This window comes from Microbacterium sp. (assembly GCF_031178525.1).
GTDB lineage: Bacteria > Actinomycetota > Actinomycetes > Actinomycetales > Microbacteriaceae > Microbacterium.
Window position 1 is genome coordinate 1 of the sequence record NZ_JAPSJA010000034.1, and the last position, 15,939, is coordinate 15,939.

Annotated in this window: 19 protein-coding genes; 16 read left to right on the forward strand and 3 right to left on the reverse strand. The window is 71.0% G+C overall.

The window, feature by feature from the left end; translation table 11 throughout:
* The 5 genes from RIF89_RS04185 to RIF89_RS04205 form a co-directional block, all read left to right on the forward strand.
* Window positions 1-632 (forward strand): hypothetical protein (locus RIF89_RS04185; protein WP_309067888.1); only part of this gene is annotated, 632 nt, incomplete at its 5' end.
* 7 nt (window positions 633-639) lie between these two features.
* Entirely contained in the window at window positions 640-1,242 is a 603-nt protein-coding gene (locus RIF89_RS04190) for a hypothetical protein (RefSeq protein ID WP_309067889.1), read from the forward strand.
* Window positions 1,243-1,383: 141 nt separating this feature from the next.
* Window positions 1,384-1,509, forward strand: a complete 126-nt coding sequence (locus tag RIF89_RS04195; RefSeq protein WP_309067890.1) for a hypothetical protein — start codon at window positions 1,384-1,386, stop codon at window positions 1,507-1,509.
* Window positions 1,510-1,528: 19 nt separating this feature from the next.
* The gene (locus tag RIF89_RS04200) at window positions 1,529-1,663 is read left to right on the forward strand and encodes a hypothetical protein (protein WP_309067891.1); all 135 of its coding nucleotides are present in this window, start codon (window positions 1,529-1,531) and stop codon (window positions 1,661-1,663) included.
* 138 nt (window positions 1,664-1,801) lie between these two features.
* Window positions 1,802-2,524: a hypothetical protein gene (locus tag RIF89_RS04205; protein ID WP_309067904.1), complete on the forward strand. Its 723-nt coding sequence runs from the start codon at window positions 1,802-1,804 to the stop codon at window positions 2,522-2,524.
* Between the two features lie 241 nt (window positions 2,525-2,765).
* Here the strand turns inward: RIF89_RS04205 and purB are convergent, their stop codons facing one another.
* Together purB and RIF89_RS04215 are read right to left on the reverse strand one after the other, a co-directional pair.
* Window positions 2,766-4,148, reverse strand: a complete 1,383-nt coding sequence (purB, locus tag RIF89_RS04210; protein ID WP_309067892.1) for an adenylosuccinate lyase — start codon at window positions 4,146-4,148, stop codon at window positions 2,766-2,768.
* Between the two features lie 19 nt (window positions 4,149-4,167).
* Window positions 4,168-4,677 (reverse strand): low molecular weight protein-tyrosine-phosphatase, encoded by a 510-nt coding sequence (locus RIF89_RS04215; protein WP_309067893.1) that lies wholly within the window; start codon window positions 4,675-4,677, stop codon window positions 4,168-4,170.
* A 134-nt stretch (window positions 4,678-4,811) separates the two neighbouring features.
* On the opposite strand from RIF89_RS04215, the gene RIF89_RS04220 reads away from it, so the two are divergent.
* Window positions 4,812-5,078: a hypothetical protein gene (locus RIF89_RS04220; protein ID WP_309067894.1), complete on the forward strand. Its 267-nt coding sequence runs from the start codon at window positions 4,812-4,814 to the stop codon at window positions 5,076-5,078.
* Entirely contained in the window at window positions 5,071-6,399 is a 1,329-nt protein-coding gene (locus RIF89_RS04225) for a hypothetical protein (protein ID WP_309067895.1), read from the forward strand. The genes RIF89_RS04220 and RIF89_RS04225 overlap by 8 nt, the downstream gene beginning before the upstream one ends.
* A 1-nt stretch (window position 6,400) precedes the next feature.
* On the opposite strand, the gene RIF89_RS04230 is transcribed toward RIF89_RS04225, so the two are convergent.
* On the reverse strand, window positions 6,401-6,796 hold the full coding sequence (locus RIF89_RS04230) for a phage holin family protein (RefSeq protein ID WP_309067896.1): 396 nt from the start codon (window positions 6,794-6,796) through the stop codon (window positions 6,401-6,403).
* Between the two features lie 121 nt (window positions 6,797-6,917).
* Here RIF89_RS04230 and RIF89_RS04235 point away from each other — a divergent pair, with 121 nt between their 5' ends.
* The 9 genes from RIF89_RS04235 (at window position 6,918) to RIF89_RS04275 (ending at window position 15,914) form a co-directional block, all read left to right on the forward strand.
* Window positions 6,918-8,006 (forward strand): histidinol-phosphate transaminase, encoded by a 1,089-nt coding sequence (locus RIF89_RS04235; protein ID WP_309067897.1) that lies wholly within the window; start codon window positions 6,918-6,920, stop codon window positions 8,004-8,006.
* 20 nt (window positions 8,007-8,026) lie between these two features.
* A complete protein-coding gene (pdhA, locus tag RIF89_RS04240; protein ID WP_309067898.1) occupies window positions 8,027-9,172 on the forward strand; it encodes a pyruvate dehydrogenase (acetyl-transferring) E1 component subunit alpha in 1,146 nt (381 codons plus the stop codon).
* Between the two features lie 56 nt (window positions 9,173-9,228).
* Window positions 9,229-10,194: an alpha-ketoacid dehydrogenase subunit beta gene (locus RIF89_RS04245; RefSeq protein ID WP_309067905.1), complete on the forward strand. Its 966-nt coding sequence runs from the start codon at window positions 9,229-9,231 to the stop codon at window positions 10,192-10,194.
* A gap of 25 nt (window positions 10,195-10,219) precedes the next feature.
* Window positions 10,220-11,542, forward strand: a complete 1,323-nt coding sequence (locus RIF89_RS04250) for a dihydrolipoamide acetyltransferase family protein (protein ID WP_309067899.1) — start codon at window positions 10,220-10,222, stop codon at window positions 11,540-11,542.
* A gap of 101 nt (window positions 11,543-11,643) precedes the next feature.
* On the forward strand, window positions 11,644-12,687 hold the full coding sequence (locus tag RIF89_RS04255; RefSeq protein WP_309067900.1) for a metal ABC transporter solute-binding protein, Zn/Mn family: 1,044 nt from the start codon (window positions 11,644-11,646) through the stop codon (window positions 12,685-12,687).
* A 102-nt stretch (window positions 12,688-12,789) separates the two neighbouring features.
* Entirely contained in the window at window positions 12,790-13,611 is an 822-nt protein-coding gene (locus RIF89_RS04260; RefSeq protein WP_309067901.1) for a metal ABC transporter ATP-binding protein, read from the forward strand.
* Window positions 13,611-14,498 carry a metal ABC transporter permease gene (locus RIF89_RS04265; protein ID WP_309067906.1) on the forward strand — a complete coding sequence of 296 codons (888 nt, stop codon included), beginning with the start codon at window positions 13,611-13,613 and terminating at the stop codon, window positions 14,496-14,498. The genes RIF89_RS04260 and RIF89_RS04265 overlap by 1 nt, the downstream gene beginning before the upstream one ends.
* A gap of 10 nt (window positions 14,499-14,508) precedes the next feature.
* Window positions 14,509-14,904, forward strand: a complete 396-nt coding sequence (locus RIF89_RS04270) for a transcriptional repressor (protein WP_309067902.1) — start codon at window positions 14,509-14,511, stop codon at window positions 14,902-14,904.
* Window positions 14,901-15,914, forward strand: a complete 1,014-nt coding sequence (locus RIF89_RS04275) for a permease (RefSeq protein ID WP_309067903.1) — start codon at window positions 14,901-14,903, stop codon at window positions 15,912-15,914. The genes RIF89_RS04270 and RIF89_RS04275 overlap by 4 nt, the downstream gene beginning before the upstream one ends.
* The last annotated feature ends 25 nt before the right edge of the window (window positions 15,915-15,939 follow it).

Consider the following 15,939-nt stretch of genomic DNA (forward strand, 5'->3'; position numbering starts at 1 on the left):
AGTTCAAGCCGATCTTCGACAGCCTGTCTGAGGCGGCGTTGCGGGGTGCGCGGCATGCGGATGCGAAGTTGCCGCAGTTGGCCCGCAATCACAGTGATCAGCTGGATGACTGGGTCAAGAAGATCCGCGGCGAGGACCGCTTCGACGGCAAACCCGACACGGCCACCAGACCCGACGCCCACACGCCCGGCACGCCTCCGCCGGTCGACCGCACTCGCAACCCCGACTGGCTGAACGAGCGGCTCGATCGGACGGATCTTCCGTACTGGCGCCGGCGCATGGCCGAGGGGCAGCAGTTCAATTACCAGAATCATCATCGATACCCGGAGAACGAGGTCCGCACCGCCGACGGGAAGTACGTCGACTCGTACGATCCGCCGATCGCGATCGTTTCTCGCAAGAACACTCAGCTCGACGGCGTGCGGCCCGAGACCGCGATGCGGTACCTCGACGAGGTCCTCGCCAAGTACGCGCCCAGCACCAGGCTCGCCGACGGGCGAGTGCTCGAGGGCGACCCGATTCTGGAGGTGCCTGTGCAGAATGGGACGGTGCCGCAGGAGATCATCGACTACGCGAACGGCTTGGAACCGCGCGTGATCATCCGCGACGTCCTCGGCAACGTGTACAGCTAGGAGCACAATGACACAGCGTTACATCTACACGGACAAGGTCGGCGCGGGACCGGAGCATCCGAACAAGCGGTGGGGGCTGTTCAGCACAGAGCTGACGGCGGACGAGGCCGCGCAGCGGTATGCGCTCGACGCGGTGCGGCGGGATGCGTGGTTCGGTGTGGTGCTCCTCGAGCCGGGCGAGGAGCGGCCGAGTGCGTACCTGCAAGTGAGTCCCCGAGGGAACGGTGTCACGCTGCACAAGCTCAACCCGCACGGGTCGATCGACGCGTCGTATACCTGGGGCGCGTACTACCAGCCGCAAGATGATGCGCCCTACACCGGGGATGAGGACCGGCTGTTCCTCGATGCGATCACGTGGTACGTCTACCCCGAGGGTGAGCGCTTCTTCAGCCGCAGCGAATCGCTCGGCAGCGTGAGCATGCAGTTCCGCCCGGATGGGTACGCCAAGGAGGATCGCACGACCCGCCGCGGCTTCGGCGAGCCGTCGGAGGTCGAGACGCGGGAGTTCCGTGACGTCGACGTGACGGCGAACTGGCTCCCCATCCCCGAGTTCGGCGAGTGGGACGACTACTTCCACCCCGAGGCGGACGAGGACTCCTCGGTCGCTTGAGGCGCCGGAACAGCGACTGTATGCCGGAACGCGATCCCTCTGCCGATCAGGCCGAGACGATCAGCTCGTCGGAGAAGGCGTCCGCAGTCCTCATCCGCGCCCTCGTGGACAATCTCGGACGAGCTGCCCAAGAAGGCCCTCGTGCAGTTCCACCGCACGTCGGGGCGCTATGGCGTGACGTTCGAGGACGAGGACGCGAGCCGCTGGAATGTGACGCCGGCGAACGACGAGGACGTGCGCGAGCAGCTTCGACCGTCGTTCGACTGAGCGGCTCTGCGATGTCGATGTGACGACGAGCGCATTCTCCATTCCTGAATTCGTCGACGGGGCCGACTTCTTCCATCCCGCGGCCGAGCAAACCTCGGACGTCGCCGGACGCACGCGGATATTGCAGGCGAATCCGCCGCTTTTCCTCGACTGATCCGGGCGAGCCGCACGTCTGCCGGACGACGACACGCGTGGCGTGACAATATGTCACGGAGGGGGTCGGGCTTTGACAGAGGTGAATCCGTCGACGGGTGCGTTGGACGAGGTCGAGATCAATACGATGCCGGGCAGGATCGCGCCGCTGCGAGTTGAATTCGCCGGCGAATGGCACGAGGTGCCGATGGGTCGTCCCTTCGTGATCGGCCGCGAGGGCGATCTCGAGATCGACGACAATCAGTATCTGCACCGCCAGTTCCTCGAACTGCAGTACCACGACGGTCTGTGGTGGCTCGCGAACGTGGGCTCGCGCCTCGCTGCGACCATCTCGAGCGCCGGGGGTGCCGTGCAGTCGTGGCTGTCGCCCGGTGCGCGCATGCCCGTCGTCTTCGCCCAGAGCGTCATCGTCTTCACCGCCGGGCCCACGACGTACGAGCTGATGCTGTACACGGAGGAGGCGCAGTACGCCGTCTCCAGCCAGATCGAGGCCTCGATGAGCGGCGAGACCACGGTCATGCCCGTCAGCTTCACGCCGCTGCAGAAGCTGCTGATCGTCGCGCTCGCCGAGCCGATGCTGCGCCGGGAGGGCGTCAGTGTGAGCGAGCTGCCGTCGTCGAGCGCGGCCGCGCAGCGCCTCGGCTGGACGATGAGCAAGTTCAACCGCAAGCTCGACAACGTGTGCGACAAGCTCGATCGGATGGGCGTGCAGGGGCTGCGCGGCGGCCCGGGCAAGCTCGCCACGAACCGCCGGGCGCGGCTCGTCGAGTACGCGGTCACGTCGCAGCTCGTCACGCGTGCCGACCTCGCGCTGCTGGACGACGAGGCGCTGCGCAACCAGAGCGAGACCGACGAGGACTGACCCGGTCGCGCCGGCGCCGATCAGGCCGACGACGGCACCGGCGAACTCGTGGCCGTGGCCGAACGGGCAGTCCGCCGCGACCGTGCCGAACAGGCTGGCTCACCCCGCACCTCGTCCAAACCACATCGCCTGAACGAAACCACATGGCCCGAGCGGGAACAACGATGTCGTCTCGTTCAGGCCATGTGGTTTGGTGCGTCGGCGGGTGCGTCGGCGGATGCTCGCCTGGCGGCGAGGCCCGTCAGAGCTTCGAGCGGGTGAGCTGCTCGGCGAGGCCGGTGTAGGTCGCGGGCGTGAGCTCGAGCAGGCGCTGCTTCGCCTCGTCGCCGATCTCGAGACCCTTCACGAAGTCCGCGAGATCGGCGGCGCGGACGCGGCGGCCGCGCGTGAGCTCCTTCAGCAGGGCGTACGGGTCCTGGATGGTCGACCGACCGGCCGTGACCTCGGCGCGCACCACCGTCTGGATCGCCTCACCGAGCACCTCCCAGTTCGCGTCGAGGTCGGCCAGGAGCACGTCGCGGGAGAGGGAGATCTCGCCGAGGCCGCGCGTCAGGTTGTCGAGTGCGAGCAGAGAGTGCCCGAAGGCCACGCCGATGTTGCGCTGCGTCGTCGAGTCGGTCAGGTCGCGCTGCAGACGCGAGGTGACGAGGGTCGAGCTGAGCGCGGCGAGCAGCGCGCCGGACAGCTCGAGGTTCGCCTCAGCGTTCTCGAAGCGGATCGGGTTGATCTTGTGCGGCATGGTCGACGATCCGGTCGCGCCCGCGACGGGGATCTGCGCGAAGTAGCCGAGCGAGATGTAGGTCCAGACGTCGGTCGCGAGGTTGTGAAGGATGCCGCCCGCGTGACGGATGCGGTCGTACAGCTCGACCTGCCAGTCGTGCGACTCGATCTGCGTCGTGAGCGGGTTGAACGTCAGGTCGAGCGACTCGACGAACTCGCGGGCGATGTTCGGCCACGCGACCTGCGGTGCGGCCGCCAGGTGCGCCGACCACGTGCCGGTGGCGCCCGAGAACTTGCCGAGGTATTCGCTGCCGTCGATCTGCGCGAGCACGCGCTCGAGGCGCCACACGAACACGGCGAGCTCCTTGCCCATCGTGGTGGGCGTCGCGGGCTGACCGTGCGTGCGCGACAGCATGGCGGCGTCCGCGTGCTCCAGAGCGAGGTCGCGCAGACGCTGGATCACACCCCGGAACGCGGGCAGCCACACGTCGTTCACGGCGCGCTTGACCGTGAGCGCGTAGGCGAGGGAGTTGACGTCCTCGCTCGTGCAGCCGAAGTGGGTGAGCTCGGCGACGCGGTCGAGGCCGAGCGTGCTCAGGCGGTCGCGCACGAGGTACTCGACGGCCTTGACGTCGTGGCGGGTCACGGCCTCGCGCTCGGCGAGCCAGTCGATCTCCGCCTGGCCGAACGTCAGGTACAGCGCGCGCAGCTGGTGCTTCTCGTCCTGCGTCAGCGGAGTCGTACCGAACAGCGAGTGGTTTGTGAGCGTGATGATCCACTCGACCTCGACCTCGACGCGGGCCCGGTTCAGGCCCGCCTCCGACAGGTACTCGCCGAGCGGCGAGACCGCGGCCTGGTAGCGGCCGTCGAGGGGGCTGAGCGGCTGGACGGGAAGAGCGGTCACGCGAGACCTCCGGTCGGGGTCAGTGGGCGGATCGAGGTGGCCGGATCGCCGGTTCGAGTTGACGGAACAGGGCACGGCTGGCGCTCTCGATCATACCGAGCACGTCGTCGAACGCCCGGTCGTCGGCGTAATAGGGGTCGGGCACGTCCGGTGCCGCGGCCGTCGCGTCGAAGGAGGTCAGCAGCGAGATCCGGTCGCGATGATCGTCGTCCTGCGCCCAGTGCCGCAGGATGCGCTCGTGAGAACGATCCAGGGCGACCACCAGGTCGTTGTCGTGGAACGCCGTGACCGTGAACTGCCTCGCGCGGTGCGCAGAGCCGTCATACCCACGGCGGTCGAGGGCCGCCAGCGCGCGGGCGTCGGCCCGCTCGCCGACGTGCCAGTCGCCCGTTCCCGCGCTCGATGACGTCACGCGGTCGCCCAGGCCCGCGTCCACCGCGAGCGTGCGGAACACGACCTCCGCCATGGGCGAGCGGCAGATGTTCCCCGTGCACACGAAGACGACGCGGAACGGGGCCGGATCGGGCATGCGCCCATTCTGCCCGCGCAGGACGGCTTGTCCACGCGCGAGAGCCTCGTCCACACCGGGCGAACGGGCCCCGCCCGCTCAGAATCCCCGTCGGCGGCCGCATCCCGACGCCCACCGGCGGGAGAGTCGGGGGCGTGGCCGAACGGAACGGATGCGGTTTCCCCGCCGAGGCGTGCGCGCAGCTCGACGCGGCGCTCGGCGAGTTGAGCGCCGCGCGCGACGAGCTCGCCGCGATGCAGGAGGTGGTGGCATGGATGGCCTCCGCGGCCGAGAGGTTCCGGGACGCCGCCGCTGCGCAGTGGCGGGAGTCGAGCGCGCTGGCCGAGGCCTGCGGCGCGGCTGCCGCCGGGCTGCGGCAGGAGGGGACCTTCCTCGCGACGGACGCGCGGTGCGATGGCTGAGGGCTACGAGATCCGGTCGGGCGCCGCGATCGCGGTCGCCACGCACCTGCTGCGGGATGCGGCAGCGCGCTTCGACGTGGTGGCGGGGAGGATGACGGCCGCCTCGAACCAGGCGATGTCCGCCTGGTTCGCCATCGCGCCGCCGTACCACCGCGATCCGGCATGGCACGTCTCCGCGCGGGCCGCGCAGGCGTCGCTCGCGGCCGCGGCCACAGCTGGTGACCTGCGCCGGGCAGCGGACGTCTACGACGCCGCCGACACCGAGGCGCGCCTCGCGCTGCTGCGGGCCTCCGATGCGCCGCACACCGATGCCGCAAGAGACGCCCGCCTGCTCGAGCGGCGGCTGGACGGCCTCGAGGCGCGCAGCCCCGGCGCGCGAGAGGAGGCGCGCGCCCTGCTCGCGGAGTGGGACGCGAGCTGGCTGTCCGGGTTGGAGTGGCTGCTTCCGCTCGCCCCGGACGCACCGCGGCACGCGCCCACCGCGATGTCGGACGAGTATGCGTTCGGCGAGCTGCTCGGCGCGGCGATCGGCTCCGTCAGGGCGGCACGCGCGGAGCGGTCGCGCGGCGCGCCGCCCACGCCGAGAAGCGATCCCATCGAGGTGTGGGCGCGTCCGGTCCCCGCCGCACGCCCTCCCGCGTCGCTGCGCGAGCGCGGCGCGCGGATCCCCTACGGCGAGGGCGCCGCGCGCGTGCGGATCGAAAAGCTGACGTTCGCGGGCGGGGCGACGCGTTACGGCGTGTACGTCTCCGGCACGCGCGACATGCTCGAGCGGGATCCCGGTGAGGCGTTCGACATGGAGTCGAACCTGGCGCAGCATGCCGGGCAGGAGGGCGCATCATCCGATGTCGTCGAGGAGGCGCTCCGGCTGGCCGGCGCCCGGCCGGGGGACGTGATCGACCTCACGGGGCACTCGCAGGGCGTGATGGCCGCCAACGCCGTCGCACTCAAGGGCGAGTACCGGGTCGACTCCGTCCTCGCGCTCGGCCAGCCGGCGGTCGTGCCGCACGACTCCGCGACGCTCACGATGCACGTCGCGTTCGAGGACGATCTCGTCGGCTCGCTGAGCGGGGGCGGCATCCCCGGCGTCGTCGGCTCGCCCGACAGTCTCGCCGTGCGCGGCGACTACGGAGCCGACGGCGAACCGGGGCGGTGGCCGGACCCGGACGCGCACGCGTTCGGCGGCTACCTCGGGCTCCTGGAGGAGGTGGAGGCGAGCGGCGACGCGCGCATGGCACCGTTCCGGGAGCACCTCGCCGCGCTCGCCGAGGCCGAGACCGTCGAGGTCACCGAGTACAGCGCCAACCGCCTGCCCGAATGAGTCAGTCCTTCTTCCGCTGAGGCCGCAGGATGATGCCGAACAGCCAGTTGATGACGCTGATCACGAACGCCGCGACGACGCCCCACCAGAAGTCGCCGACCGTCAGACCCCAGCTCCACGCGCCCGTGATGACGGCGGTCAGCCACAGCAGGAAGCCGTTCACGACGAGCGAGATCAGCCCGAGCGTCAGGATGTACAGCGGGAACGCGACGATCCTGATGACCGTGCCGACGATCGTGTTCACGATGGCGAAGATCGCCGCGACGACGAGCAGGGTCAGGACGAGCTGCAGGTCCCCGCCGGGAGCGAACGGCGTCACGCTCACCTGCAGCAGCGGCATCAGCGTCACGACCCAGATGGCGAAGGCGTTCACGACGACGCGGATGAGGAAGCGCATGCCCCGAGTCTCGCACCGCGGCGCCGTGGAGCGCACCCGTCGCCCGCCGTCCCGGGGCCGCGCCCGAGCGATGTCGCCGCGGTGCGATGGATGTCGCCGCCGGGCAGGAGAGAATCGACGCATGACCACGTTGCCTCGCATCCGGCCCGAGATCGCGGCGCTGCCGCCGTACAAGCAGGGGCGTGCCGCCGATCCGAGCGGCTTCAAGCTCTCGAGCAACGAAAATCCTTTCCCGCCGCTGCCCGGCGTGGTGGAGGCGGCCCGCGCCGCCGCCGACTTCAACCGCTACCCCGACGCCACGGCCGCGAACCTGCGGGCGGCGCTCGGTGCAAAGTACGGCGTCGAGCCCGAGGCCGTGCTGGTCGGCGCGGGCAGCGTCGCGCTGCTGCAGGCCTTCATCCAGGCCGCCGCGACCGTGGGCGACGAGATCGTCTACTCGTGGCGCTCCTTCGAGGCCTACCCGGGCCTCGCGCTGATCGCGGGCGCCACGAGCGTGGAGGTTCCGAACCTCGCCGACGGCCGGCACGACCTCGACGCGATGGCCGGGGCGGTGACCGACCGCACCCGGGTCATCCTGCTGTGCACGCCCAACAACCCGACGGGCCCCGTGATCACGAGCGCCGAGTTCCACGCGTTCGTCGACAGGGTGCCGGCCGACGTGCTGATCCTGCTCGACGAGGCGTACGCGGAGTTCGTGCGGGATGAGGCGGCGGTCGACGGTCTGGGCGAGCGGGTGTTCGAGGCGCACCCGAACGTCGTCGTGCTGCGCACGTTCTCGAAGGCGTACGGGCTCGCCGCACTGCGGGTGGGTTACGCGATCGGTCACCCGCGGGTGCTCGACGCCGGGCGCAGCACCGTGACGCCGCTGTCGGTCACGGCCACGGCCGTTGCGGCGGCGGTCGCGAGCCTCACGCATCAGGCGGAGCTCGACGAGCGGGTCGATCAGCTCGTCTCGCGCCGCTCGGCTCTCGTCGAGGGGCTGCGCGCACAGGGCTGGGACGTGCCGGACGCACAGGGCAACTTCGTGTGGCTTCCCGCCTCCGAAACGCTGGAGTCGACCGCGGTCGCCGCGGCCTTCGACGCCGCCGGGATCATCGTGCGCCCCTTCCCCGAGGGAGTGCGCATATCGATCGGCGAGCATGAGTCTGTGGAGAAGGTACTGCGGATCGCCGGATCCGTTGTCCCGAGTCTTCCCTCTGCCGAGCGCTGACCCGCGGTTAGCGTGGAACGGTGACTTCGCCAGGAGCTCTCCCCGAGCCTGAGATCGACCGCACCGTCCGCATCCTGTCGGCGGACGGCACCATCGCGCCGTCGGAATCCGCCGAGCGCTACCTGCCGCTGATCGACGCCCTGAGCGACGCCGACCTCGAGCAGTTCTACCGCGACATGGCGGTCATCCGTGCGTTCGATCGGCAGGCGACCCTGCTGCAGCGTCAGGGCCAGCTCGCGCTGTGGCCGCCGTCCCAGGGTCAGGAGGCCGCGCAGGTCGGATCGGCCCGCGCCGCCCGGACGCAGGACCACATCTTCCCGTCGTACCGCGAGCACGTCGTGTGCAGGATCCGCGGCGTGGATCCCGTCGACATCATCAAGCTCATGCGCGGCGTGAGCCACGGCGGCTGGGATCCGACGGATCCGAAGAACGGCAACATGCACATCTACACGCTCGTGCTGGGTTCGCAGACCCTGCACGCGACGGGCTTCGCCATGGGGCTGGCGTTCGACGGGCGGTCCGGATCGGGCGACCCCGAGAAGGACGAGGCCGTCATCGTCTACTACGGCGACGGCGCCTCGAGCCAGGGGGACGTGCACGAGGCGATGGTCTTCGCCGTGAGCTACCAGACGCCGCAGGTGTTCTTCCTGCAGAACAACCACTGGGCGATCTCGGTGCCCGTCGCTACGCAGTCGCGCGTGCCGCTCGCCGAGCGCGCGGCCGGGTACGGGATGCCGAGCATCCGCGTCGACGGCAACGACGTGCTCGCGAGCTACGCGGTGTCGAAGGCCGCGCTCGAGGAGGCCCGCGCCGGGGGCGGGCCGCGCGCGATCGAGGCCGTCACGTACCGGATGGGCGCCCACACCACGAGCGACGACCCCACCAAGTACCGCACGAGCGACGAGGAGCAGTCCTGGATCGCGCGCGACCCGATCACGCGCATGCGCGCGTACCTGGAGGGCCGCGGCGCATCCGAGGCGTTCTTCGCGGACGTGGACGCGGAGTCCGCGGCGCTCGCCGCGGACGTGCGCGCCCGCACGACGCAGCTCGAGTCGCCCACCGCGGACTCGATGTTCGCGCACGTGTACTCCGAACCGCATCCGCTCGTGGACGCGCAGCGCACGTGGCTCTCCGACTACGAGGCGTCGTTCGAGGCAGGGGAGTGAGCATGACCATCCAGACGGCACAGACCATGCCCGAGACGGCATCCGGGCTCACGACGATGAGCTTCGGAAAGGCCCTCAACGCGGGGCTGCGGAAGGCGATGGCAGACAGCGCCCGCGTGCTCATGATGGGCGAGGACATCGGCCGTCTCGGCGGCGTGTTCCGCGTCACCGAGGGGCTGCTCGCCGAGTTCGGCGACCGCCGCGTGCTCGACACCCCGCTGGCGGAGTCTGGCATCGTCGGCACCGCGATCGGCCTCGCCATGACCGGCTTCCGGCCGGTCGTGGAGATCCAGTTCGACGGCTTCGTCTTCCCCGCCTTCGACCAGATCACGACCCAGCTCGCGAAGCTCACCAACCGGCACGAGGGCTCCCTGTCGCTGCCGGTCGTCATCCGGATCCCCTACGGCGGCCACATCGGCGCCGTCGAGCACCACCAGGAGAGCCCCGAGGCGTACTTCGCGCACACCCCCGGTCTGCGCGTGGTCAGTCCGTCGACGCCGAACGACGCGTACTGGATGATCCAGGATGCGATCGCGTCGAACGATCCGGTCGTCTTCCTCGAGCCCAAGTCGCGGTACTGGCACAAGGGCGAGGTCGACCTGTCGGGCCGCGCGCTGCCGCTTCACGCCTCGCGCGTGGTCCGCAAGGGCACGGACGTGACGCTGGTCGGCCACGGCGCGATGGTGACGACGCTCCTGCAGGCCGCGGCGCTCGCGGAGGCCGAGGGCACGAGCTGCGAGGTCGTCGACCTGCGGTCCCTGTCGCCGGTCGACTACGGACCGATCCTGGACTCGGCCCGCTCGACCGGACGCGTCGTCGTCGCTCAGGAGGCGCCCGGCCACGCGAGCGTTGGCAGCGAGATCGCCGCGACGATCGCCGAGCACGCGTTCTACTCGCTCGAGGCGCCCGTGCTGCGGGTGTCGGGCTTCGACGTGCCGTTCCCGGCCGCCAAGCTCGAGGGCGCGTACCTGCCCGACGCGGACCGCGTGCTGGAAGCCGTGGACCGCGCGCTCGCCTACTGACCCACCGCCGACGTAAGGACCGATCATGCAGACCTTCCACCTCCCGGATGTGGGCGAGGGCCTCACCGAGGCCGAGATCGTCTCCTGGCACGTCGCGCCCGGTGACGCCGTCGCGGTCGACGACGTGATCGCGGAGATCGAGACGGCCAAGTCGCTCGTCGAGCTCCCCTCGCCGTTCGCCGGGACGGTGGGCGAGCTGCTCGTCGCCGAGGGCGACACCGTGAACGTCGGCGCGCCGATCATCACGGTCGCGGCGGCGGATGCGCCCGCGGGCGGGGGCCCCGACGCGCACGAGCCCACGGGGCCCGGGCAGCACCCCGAGGGAGACGCGGGCGGTGCGGTGCTCGTCGGCTACGGCACGGGCGGCGAGGCGCAGACCCGGCGCCGGAAGAAGCCCGAGAAGCCCGTCGCCTCGGCGGTCGGCGTGATCGCGAAGCCGCCGATCCGCAAGCTCGCGCGCGACCTGGGCGTCGACCTCGCCGAGGTGCGCCCGAGCGGCGCGGCCGGCGAGGTGACGCGCGAGGACGTGCTCGGCCACGCGCAGCAGGCGAGCGTGTTCCGCAACATCTCCACCCCCGAGTGGCCCGCCGTGCGCGACGAGGAGATCCCCGTGCCGGCGCCCGCCGCCGCGCCCGCGGTCGTCGACGCGCGCGTGGAGGAGGTCCCCGTCAAGGGCGTGCGCAAGGCGACGGCCTCCGCCATGACGGGATCGGCCCACACGGCGCCGCACGTGTCGGTGTGGACCGACGTCGACGCCACGCGCACCATGGAGTACGTCAAGCGGCTCAAGGCATCGCCCGACTTCGCGGACATCAAGATCTCGCCGCTGCTGATCGTCGCGCGCGCCGTGATCTGGGCCGTGCGCCGCACGCCCATGATCAACTCCGCGTGGGTCGACGGCGAGGACGGCGCGAAGATCCACGTGCGCCACTACGTCAACCTCGGCATCGCCGCCGCGACGCCGCGCGGCCTGCTGGTGCCGAACGTCAAGGACGCGCACGAGCTGTCGATGCGCGATCTCGCCAGGGCGCTCGAGCGCCTGACCGTCACCGCGCGCGAGGGGAAGACGACGCCTGCGGACCAGCAGGGCGGCACGATCACGATCACCAACATCGGCGTGTTCGGGATGGATGCGGGGACGCCGATCATCAATCCCGGCGAGTCGGCGATCGTCGCGATGGGCGCCATCCGCCAGAAGCCGTGGGTCGTCGACGGTGAGGTGCGCCCGCGCTGGGTCACCACGGTGTCCGGCTCGTTCGATCACCGCGTTGTCGACGGCGACGCCATCAGCCGCTTCCTCGCGGACATCGCGTCGGTGCTCGAGGAGCCCGCGCTGCTGCTCGACTGACGCGCGTGTGTGACGGCAGCCTCGGCCCTCGGCCGGGGCTGCCGTCGTTCACGGCGGCGCCGTATTCTGAAAACGATTCTCATTACGGTACGATCGAGACCATGCCTCGTCGCCTCGTGCTCGCTTCCGCTCTCGCCGTTCCCGCGCTCGTCCTCGCGGGCTGCTCGACGACCGGCGCCGATGACGCAGGCGGCGCGGACGACGGTGCGGGTTTTTCGATCGTCGCCTCGACCAGCGTCTACGCCTCGCTCGCGTCCGAGCTCGTCGGGGATGCGGCAGAGGTCACGGCCATCGTCGACTCGCCCACGCAGGACCCGCACTCGTACGAGGCGACGACCCGCGACCAGCTGACCGTGCAGCAGGCCGACCTCGTCATCCTCAACGGCGGCGGCTACGACCCCTTCATGGATCAGCTGACCGAGGAGGCCGGCACCGAGCACGTCGTCACGGCCGTCGAGTACTCGCACGACTACCCCGGGGCCGAGGAGCACGCGGAGGGCGAGCACGCCGCCGACGAGCACGCCGCCGACGAGCACGCCGAAGGTGAGGTCGCCGAGGGCGAAGCCACCGAGGAGGCGCACGAGCACGACCACGAGCACGAGGGCCACGACCACATCGAGGGCTTCAACGAGCACATCTGGTACGACCCGCACACGATCGCGCACCTGGTCGAGGAACTCGGCGCCGAGCTCGGCGAGCTGCTCCCCGACGCCGCCGCCGACATCCAGGCCGCCCAGGAGAAGCTCCTCGCCGACATCGACGGCCTCGAGTCGGCTCTGGATGACGTCGCCGCCGCGCATGAGGGGGCGCACGTGTTCTTCACCGAGCCCGTGGGCGGCTACCTCGCGGCCGCAGCGGGCCTCGAGGACGCCACCGCCGACGGCTTCGCGGAGGCCGTCGAGGAGGGGCAGGACGTCGCGCCCGCCACGCTGCTCGCCGCTCTCGACGCGATCGAAGGCGGCGAGATCGACGTGCTGATCACCAACACGCAGACCGCGGGAGCCGAGACCCAGCGCGTGATCGAGGCGGCCGAGGCTGCCGAGGTCCCCGTCGTCGAGTACGCCGAGACGCTGCCCGAGGGCGGTAGCTACGTGTCCTGGATGTCCGCCAACATCGAGGCCCTCGAGCAGGCGCTCGCTGGCTGACGCACCCGCGTACCGCCTCGCATCTCGGCCCGCCGAAGCCCGGGAAGCCGTGTTCCGGCTGCTGCGAGAACGATTATCACTCGCCGATCTAGACTGGACAGCATGACGTCCGCACCCGTCCTCGAGATCACCGGCGCAGGCCTCAGCCTGCGCGGGCGCGAGCTGTGGGCCGGGCTCGATCTGGACGTCCGGCCGGGCGAGTTCGTCGCGGTGCTGGGCCCGAGCGGCTCGGGAAAGACGACGCTCCTGCGCGCGATCCTGGGCCTGCAGGACCTGAGCGCGGGGAAGATCCGCGTCGCCGGTGGCGCGGTGCGCCGGGGAGACCGGCGCCTCGGCTACATCCCGCAGCAGCTGCCGCTACCGCCGGGCACCAGCATGCGCGCACGCGACCTCGTGGCGCTCGGGATCCAGGGGCCGCGGTTCGGCCTGCCCGTCCCGCGCCGCGGCGACCGGGCGCGCGTCGACGCGCTGCTCGAGGCCGTCGGCGCATCGGCATACGCCGACCGGCCCGTCGGGCTGCTGAGCGGCGGCGAGCAGCAGCGGCTGCGCGTGGCGCAGGCGCTCGCCGACGGACCCGCACTGCTGCTGTGCGACGAGCCGCTGTCGAGCCTCGACCTCGCGAACCAGCAGGCCGTCACCGCGATCATCGACCGCGAGCGGCGCGAGCACGACGCGGCCGTGCTGTTCGTCACGCACGACGTGAATCCGATCCTGGACCGCGTCGACCGGATCCTGTACATCGCGGGCGGCCGCTTCACGCTCGGGACACCCGACGAGGTGCTGCGCTCCGACGTGCTGACCGACCTGTACGGCGCCCCCGTGCACGTGCTGCGCACCGGCGGGCGGCTGGTCGTCGTGGGCGCGCCGGACGCCGACGACCACTGCCACGTGCCCGCGCTGCCGGGCGAGGTGGGCGCCGCGTGATGGTCCCCGCTCTCGACTGGAGCGACGTCTTCTCGTTCCAGGACTACGGCGCGCTGCTGCAGCTCGTCGGCAACTCCGTGGTCGCGGGCGCGGTGCTCGGCATCGTCGGCGGCCTGATCGGCGTGTTCATCATGCAGCGCGACATGGCCTTCGCCGTGCACGGCGTGAGCGAGCTGTCGTTCGCCGGCGCCGCGGCGGCCCTGCTGTTCGGCGGCAGCGTCGTGATGGGATCGCTCGTCGGCGCGGTCGCGGCGGCGGTGCTGATCGGGCTGCTCGGATCACGCGCGCGCGACCGCAACTCGATCGTGGGCGTGCTGATGCCCTTCGGGCTCGGGCTCGGCATCCTTTTCCTGTCGCTGTACGAGGGCCGCAGCGCCAACCGCTTCAGCCTCCTGACCGGGCAGATCGTCTCCGTGTCGAGCCCCGACCTCGGCTGGCTGATCGGTATCGCCGTCGTCGTGCTCGTCGGGCTGCTCGTGGTCTGGAACCCGCTGCGCTTCGACTCGCTCGACGGCCAGGCCGCGGCCGCGCGAGGCGTGCCCTCCAGCGCCGTGAGCATCGTCTTCATGCTGCTGCTCGGCCTCATCGTGGCGGTCGCCGTGCACATCATCGGGGCGCTGCTGGTCATGGCGCTGCTCGTGACGCCCGCCGCCGCCGCCATGCGGGTCAGCCATGGCCCGCTCGCGGTGCCGCTGCTGGCCGCGGTGTTCGGGTTCGTGTCGGCGGTGGGCGGCATCCTGCTGGCGATCGCCGGAACGCTGCCGGTGAGTCCGTACATCACCACGATCTCGTTCCTGATCTACGTCGTCTGCCGCCTCATCGCCTGGCGCCGGGACCGGGCGATCGCCGTCTCCGCCGCCCAGGAGCCGCTGAGGGTCGCGGCCTAGACTCGGTCTCATGGTCCAGCGGAACACGTGGCAGCGGGAGCGCGTGCGCGACGCGCTCGCCGACGCGCGCGGCTTCGTCAGCGCGCAGAGCCTGCACGCCGCGCTGCGCGACGAGAAGACGGGCATCGGCCTCGCGACCGTGTACCGCGCGCTCGCCGGTCTCGCGGCCGCCGGCGAGGCCGACTCGCTGCAGAGTCCCGAAGGTGAGGCGCTGTACCGTGCCTGCACCATGAGCGGCCACCACCATCACCTGATCTGCCGCAGCTGCGGGCTCACGGTCGAGATCGAGGCGACCGCCGTGGAGCAGTGGGCGCAGGAGACCGCATCCCGTCACGGCTTCCGCGACGCCGAGCACGTGGTCGACATCTTCGGCGTGTGCGAGGCGTGCGCGGCCGCGAAGGCATGACGCAGACCGCGACGACCCTCCGGCGGCCGGGGTCGCGCGTGCTCGCGGGCCTCGGGATCGGCATCGGCGCGCTCGCGGTGCTCGTCGCCCTGGACGTCTTCGCCCCCCGCCTCTTCCCCCAGGGCCTTCCCACGCGCGCGCAGGACGGACTGACGCTCGCGCTCAGCGTGCTGATCGAGTCGCTGCCGTTCGTGATGCTGGGCGTCGTCCTCTCGATCGCCGTTCAGGTGTGGCTGCCGGCGGGCGTGATCGAGCGGATCATGCCCCGGCGGGCATGGGCGCGGCGCGCGATCCTGTCGCTGCTCGGCATGCTCATCCCCGTGTGCGAGTGCGGAAACGTCCCGTTCGCGCGCGGCCTGCTGATGCGGGGCGTCTCTCCGGCCGAGACGCTCACGTTCCTGATCGCGGCTCCGATCGTGAATCCGATCGTCATCGTCACGACGCACGCCGCGTTCGGCTGGGACGGCGGCATCCTGATCGCCCGGATCGTGGGCGGCTGGCTGATCGCGAATCTGATCGGCTGGATCTACAGCCGGCACCCCGATCCCGCGAGCCTGCTGACAGGGCGATTCCTCGACACGTGCGACGTCGTGACCCACGAGAGCGGCGGTCGGGGTCGCCGCAGCCTCGCGCAGTTCGTCGTCGAGCTGCGCGCCGTGATGCCGGCGCTCGTGATCGGCTCGGCGATCGCCGGCGCCGTGCAGGTGATCGTGCCGCGCGACGCGCTGCTGGCGATCGGATCCAACCCGGTCCTGTCGATCGTGGCGATGACCGCGCTCGCCATGACGGTCGCAATCTGCTCCAATGTCGATGCCTTCTTCGCGCTGTCCTTCGCGTCGACGTTCTCGCCCGGATCGATCGTCGTGTTCCTGCTCGTCGGCCCCCTCGTCGACGTCAAGATGCTCGCCCTCATGCGCACGACCTTCACGTGGCGCACGCTCGCGGGCATCGTCGCCGTCGTGCTGCTGGCGGCGTTCGGGATCGGGATCGGGGTGAACCTCGTTGCGTAGCACCTGGGGGGCGGCCGGAACGCGG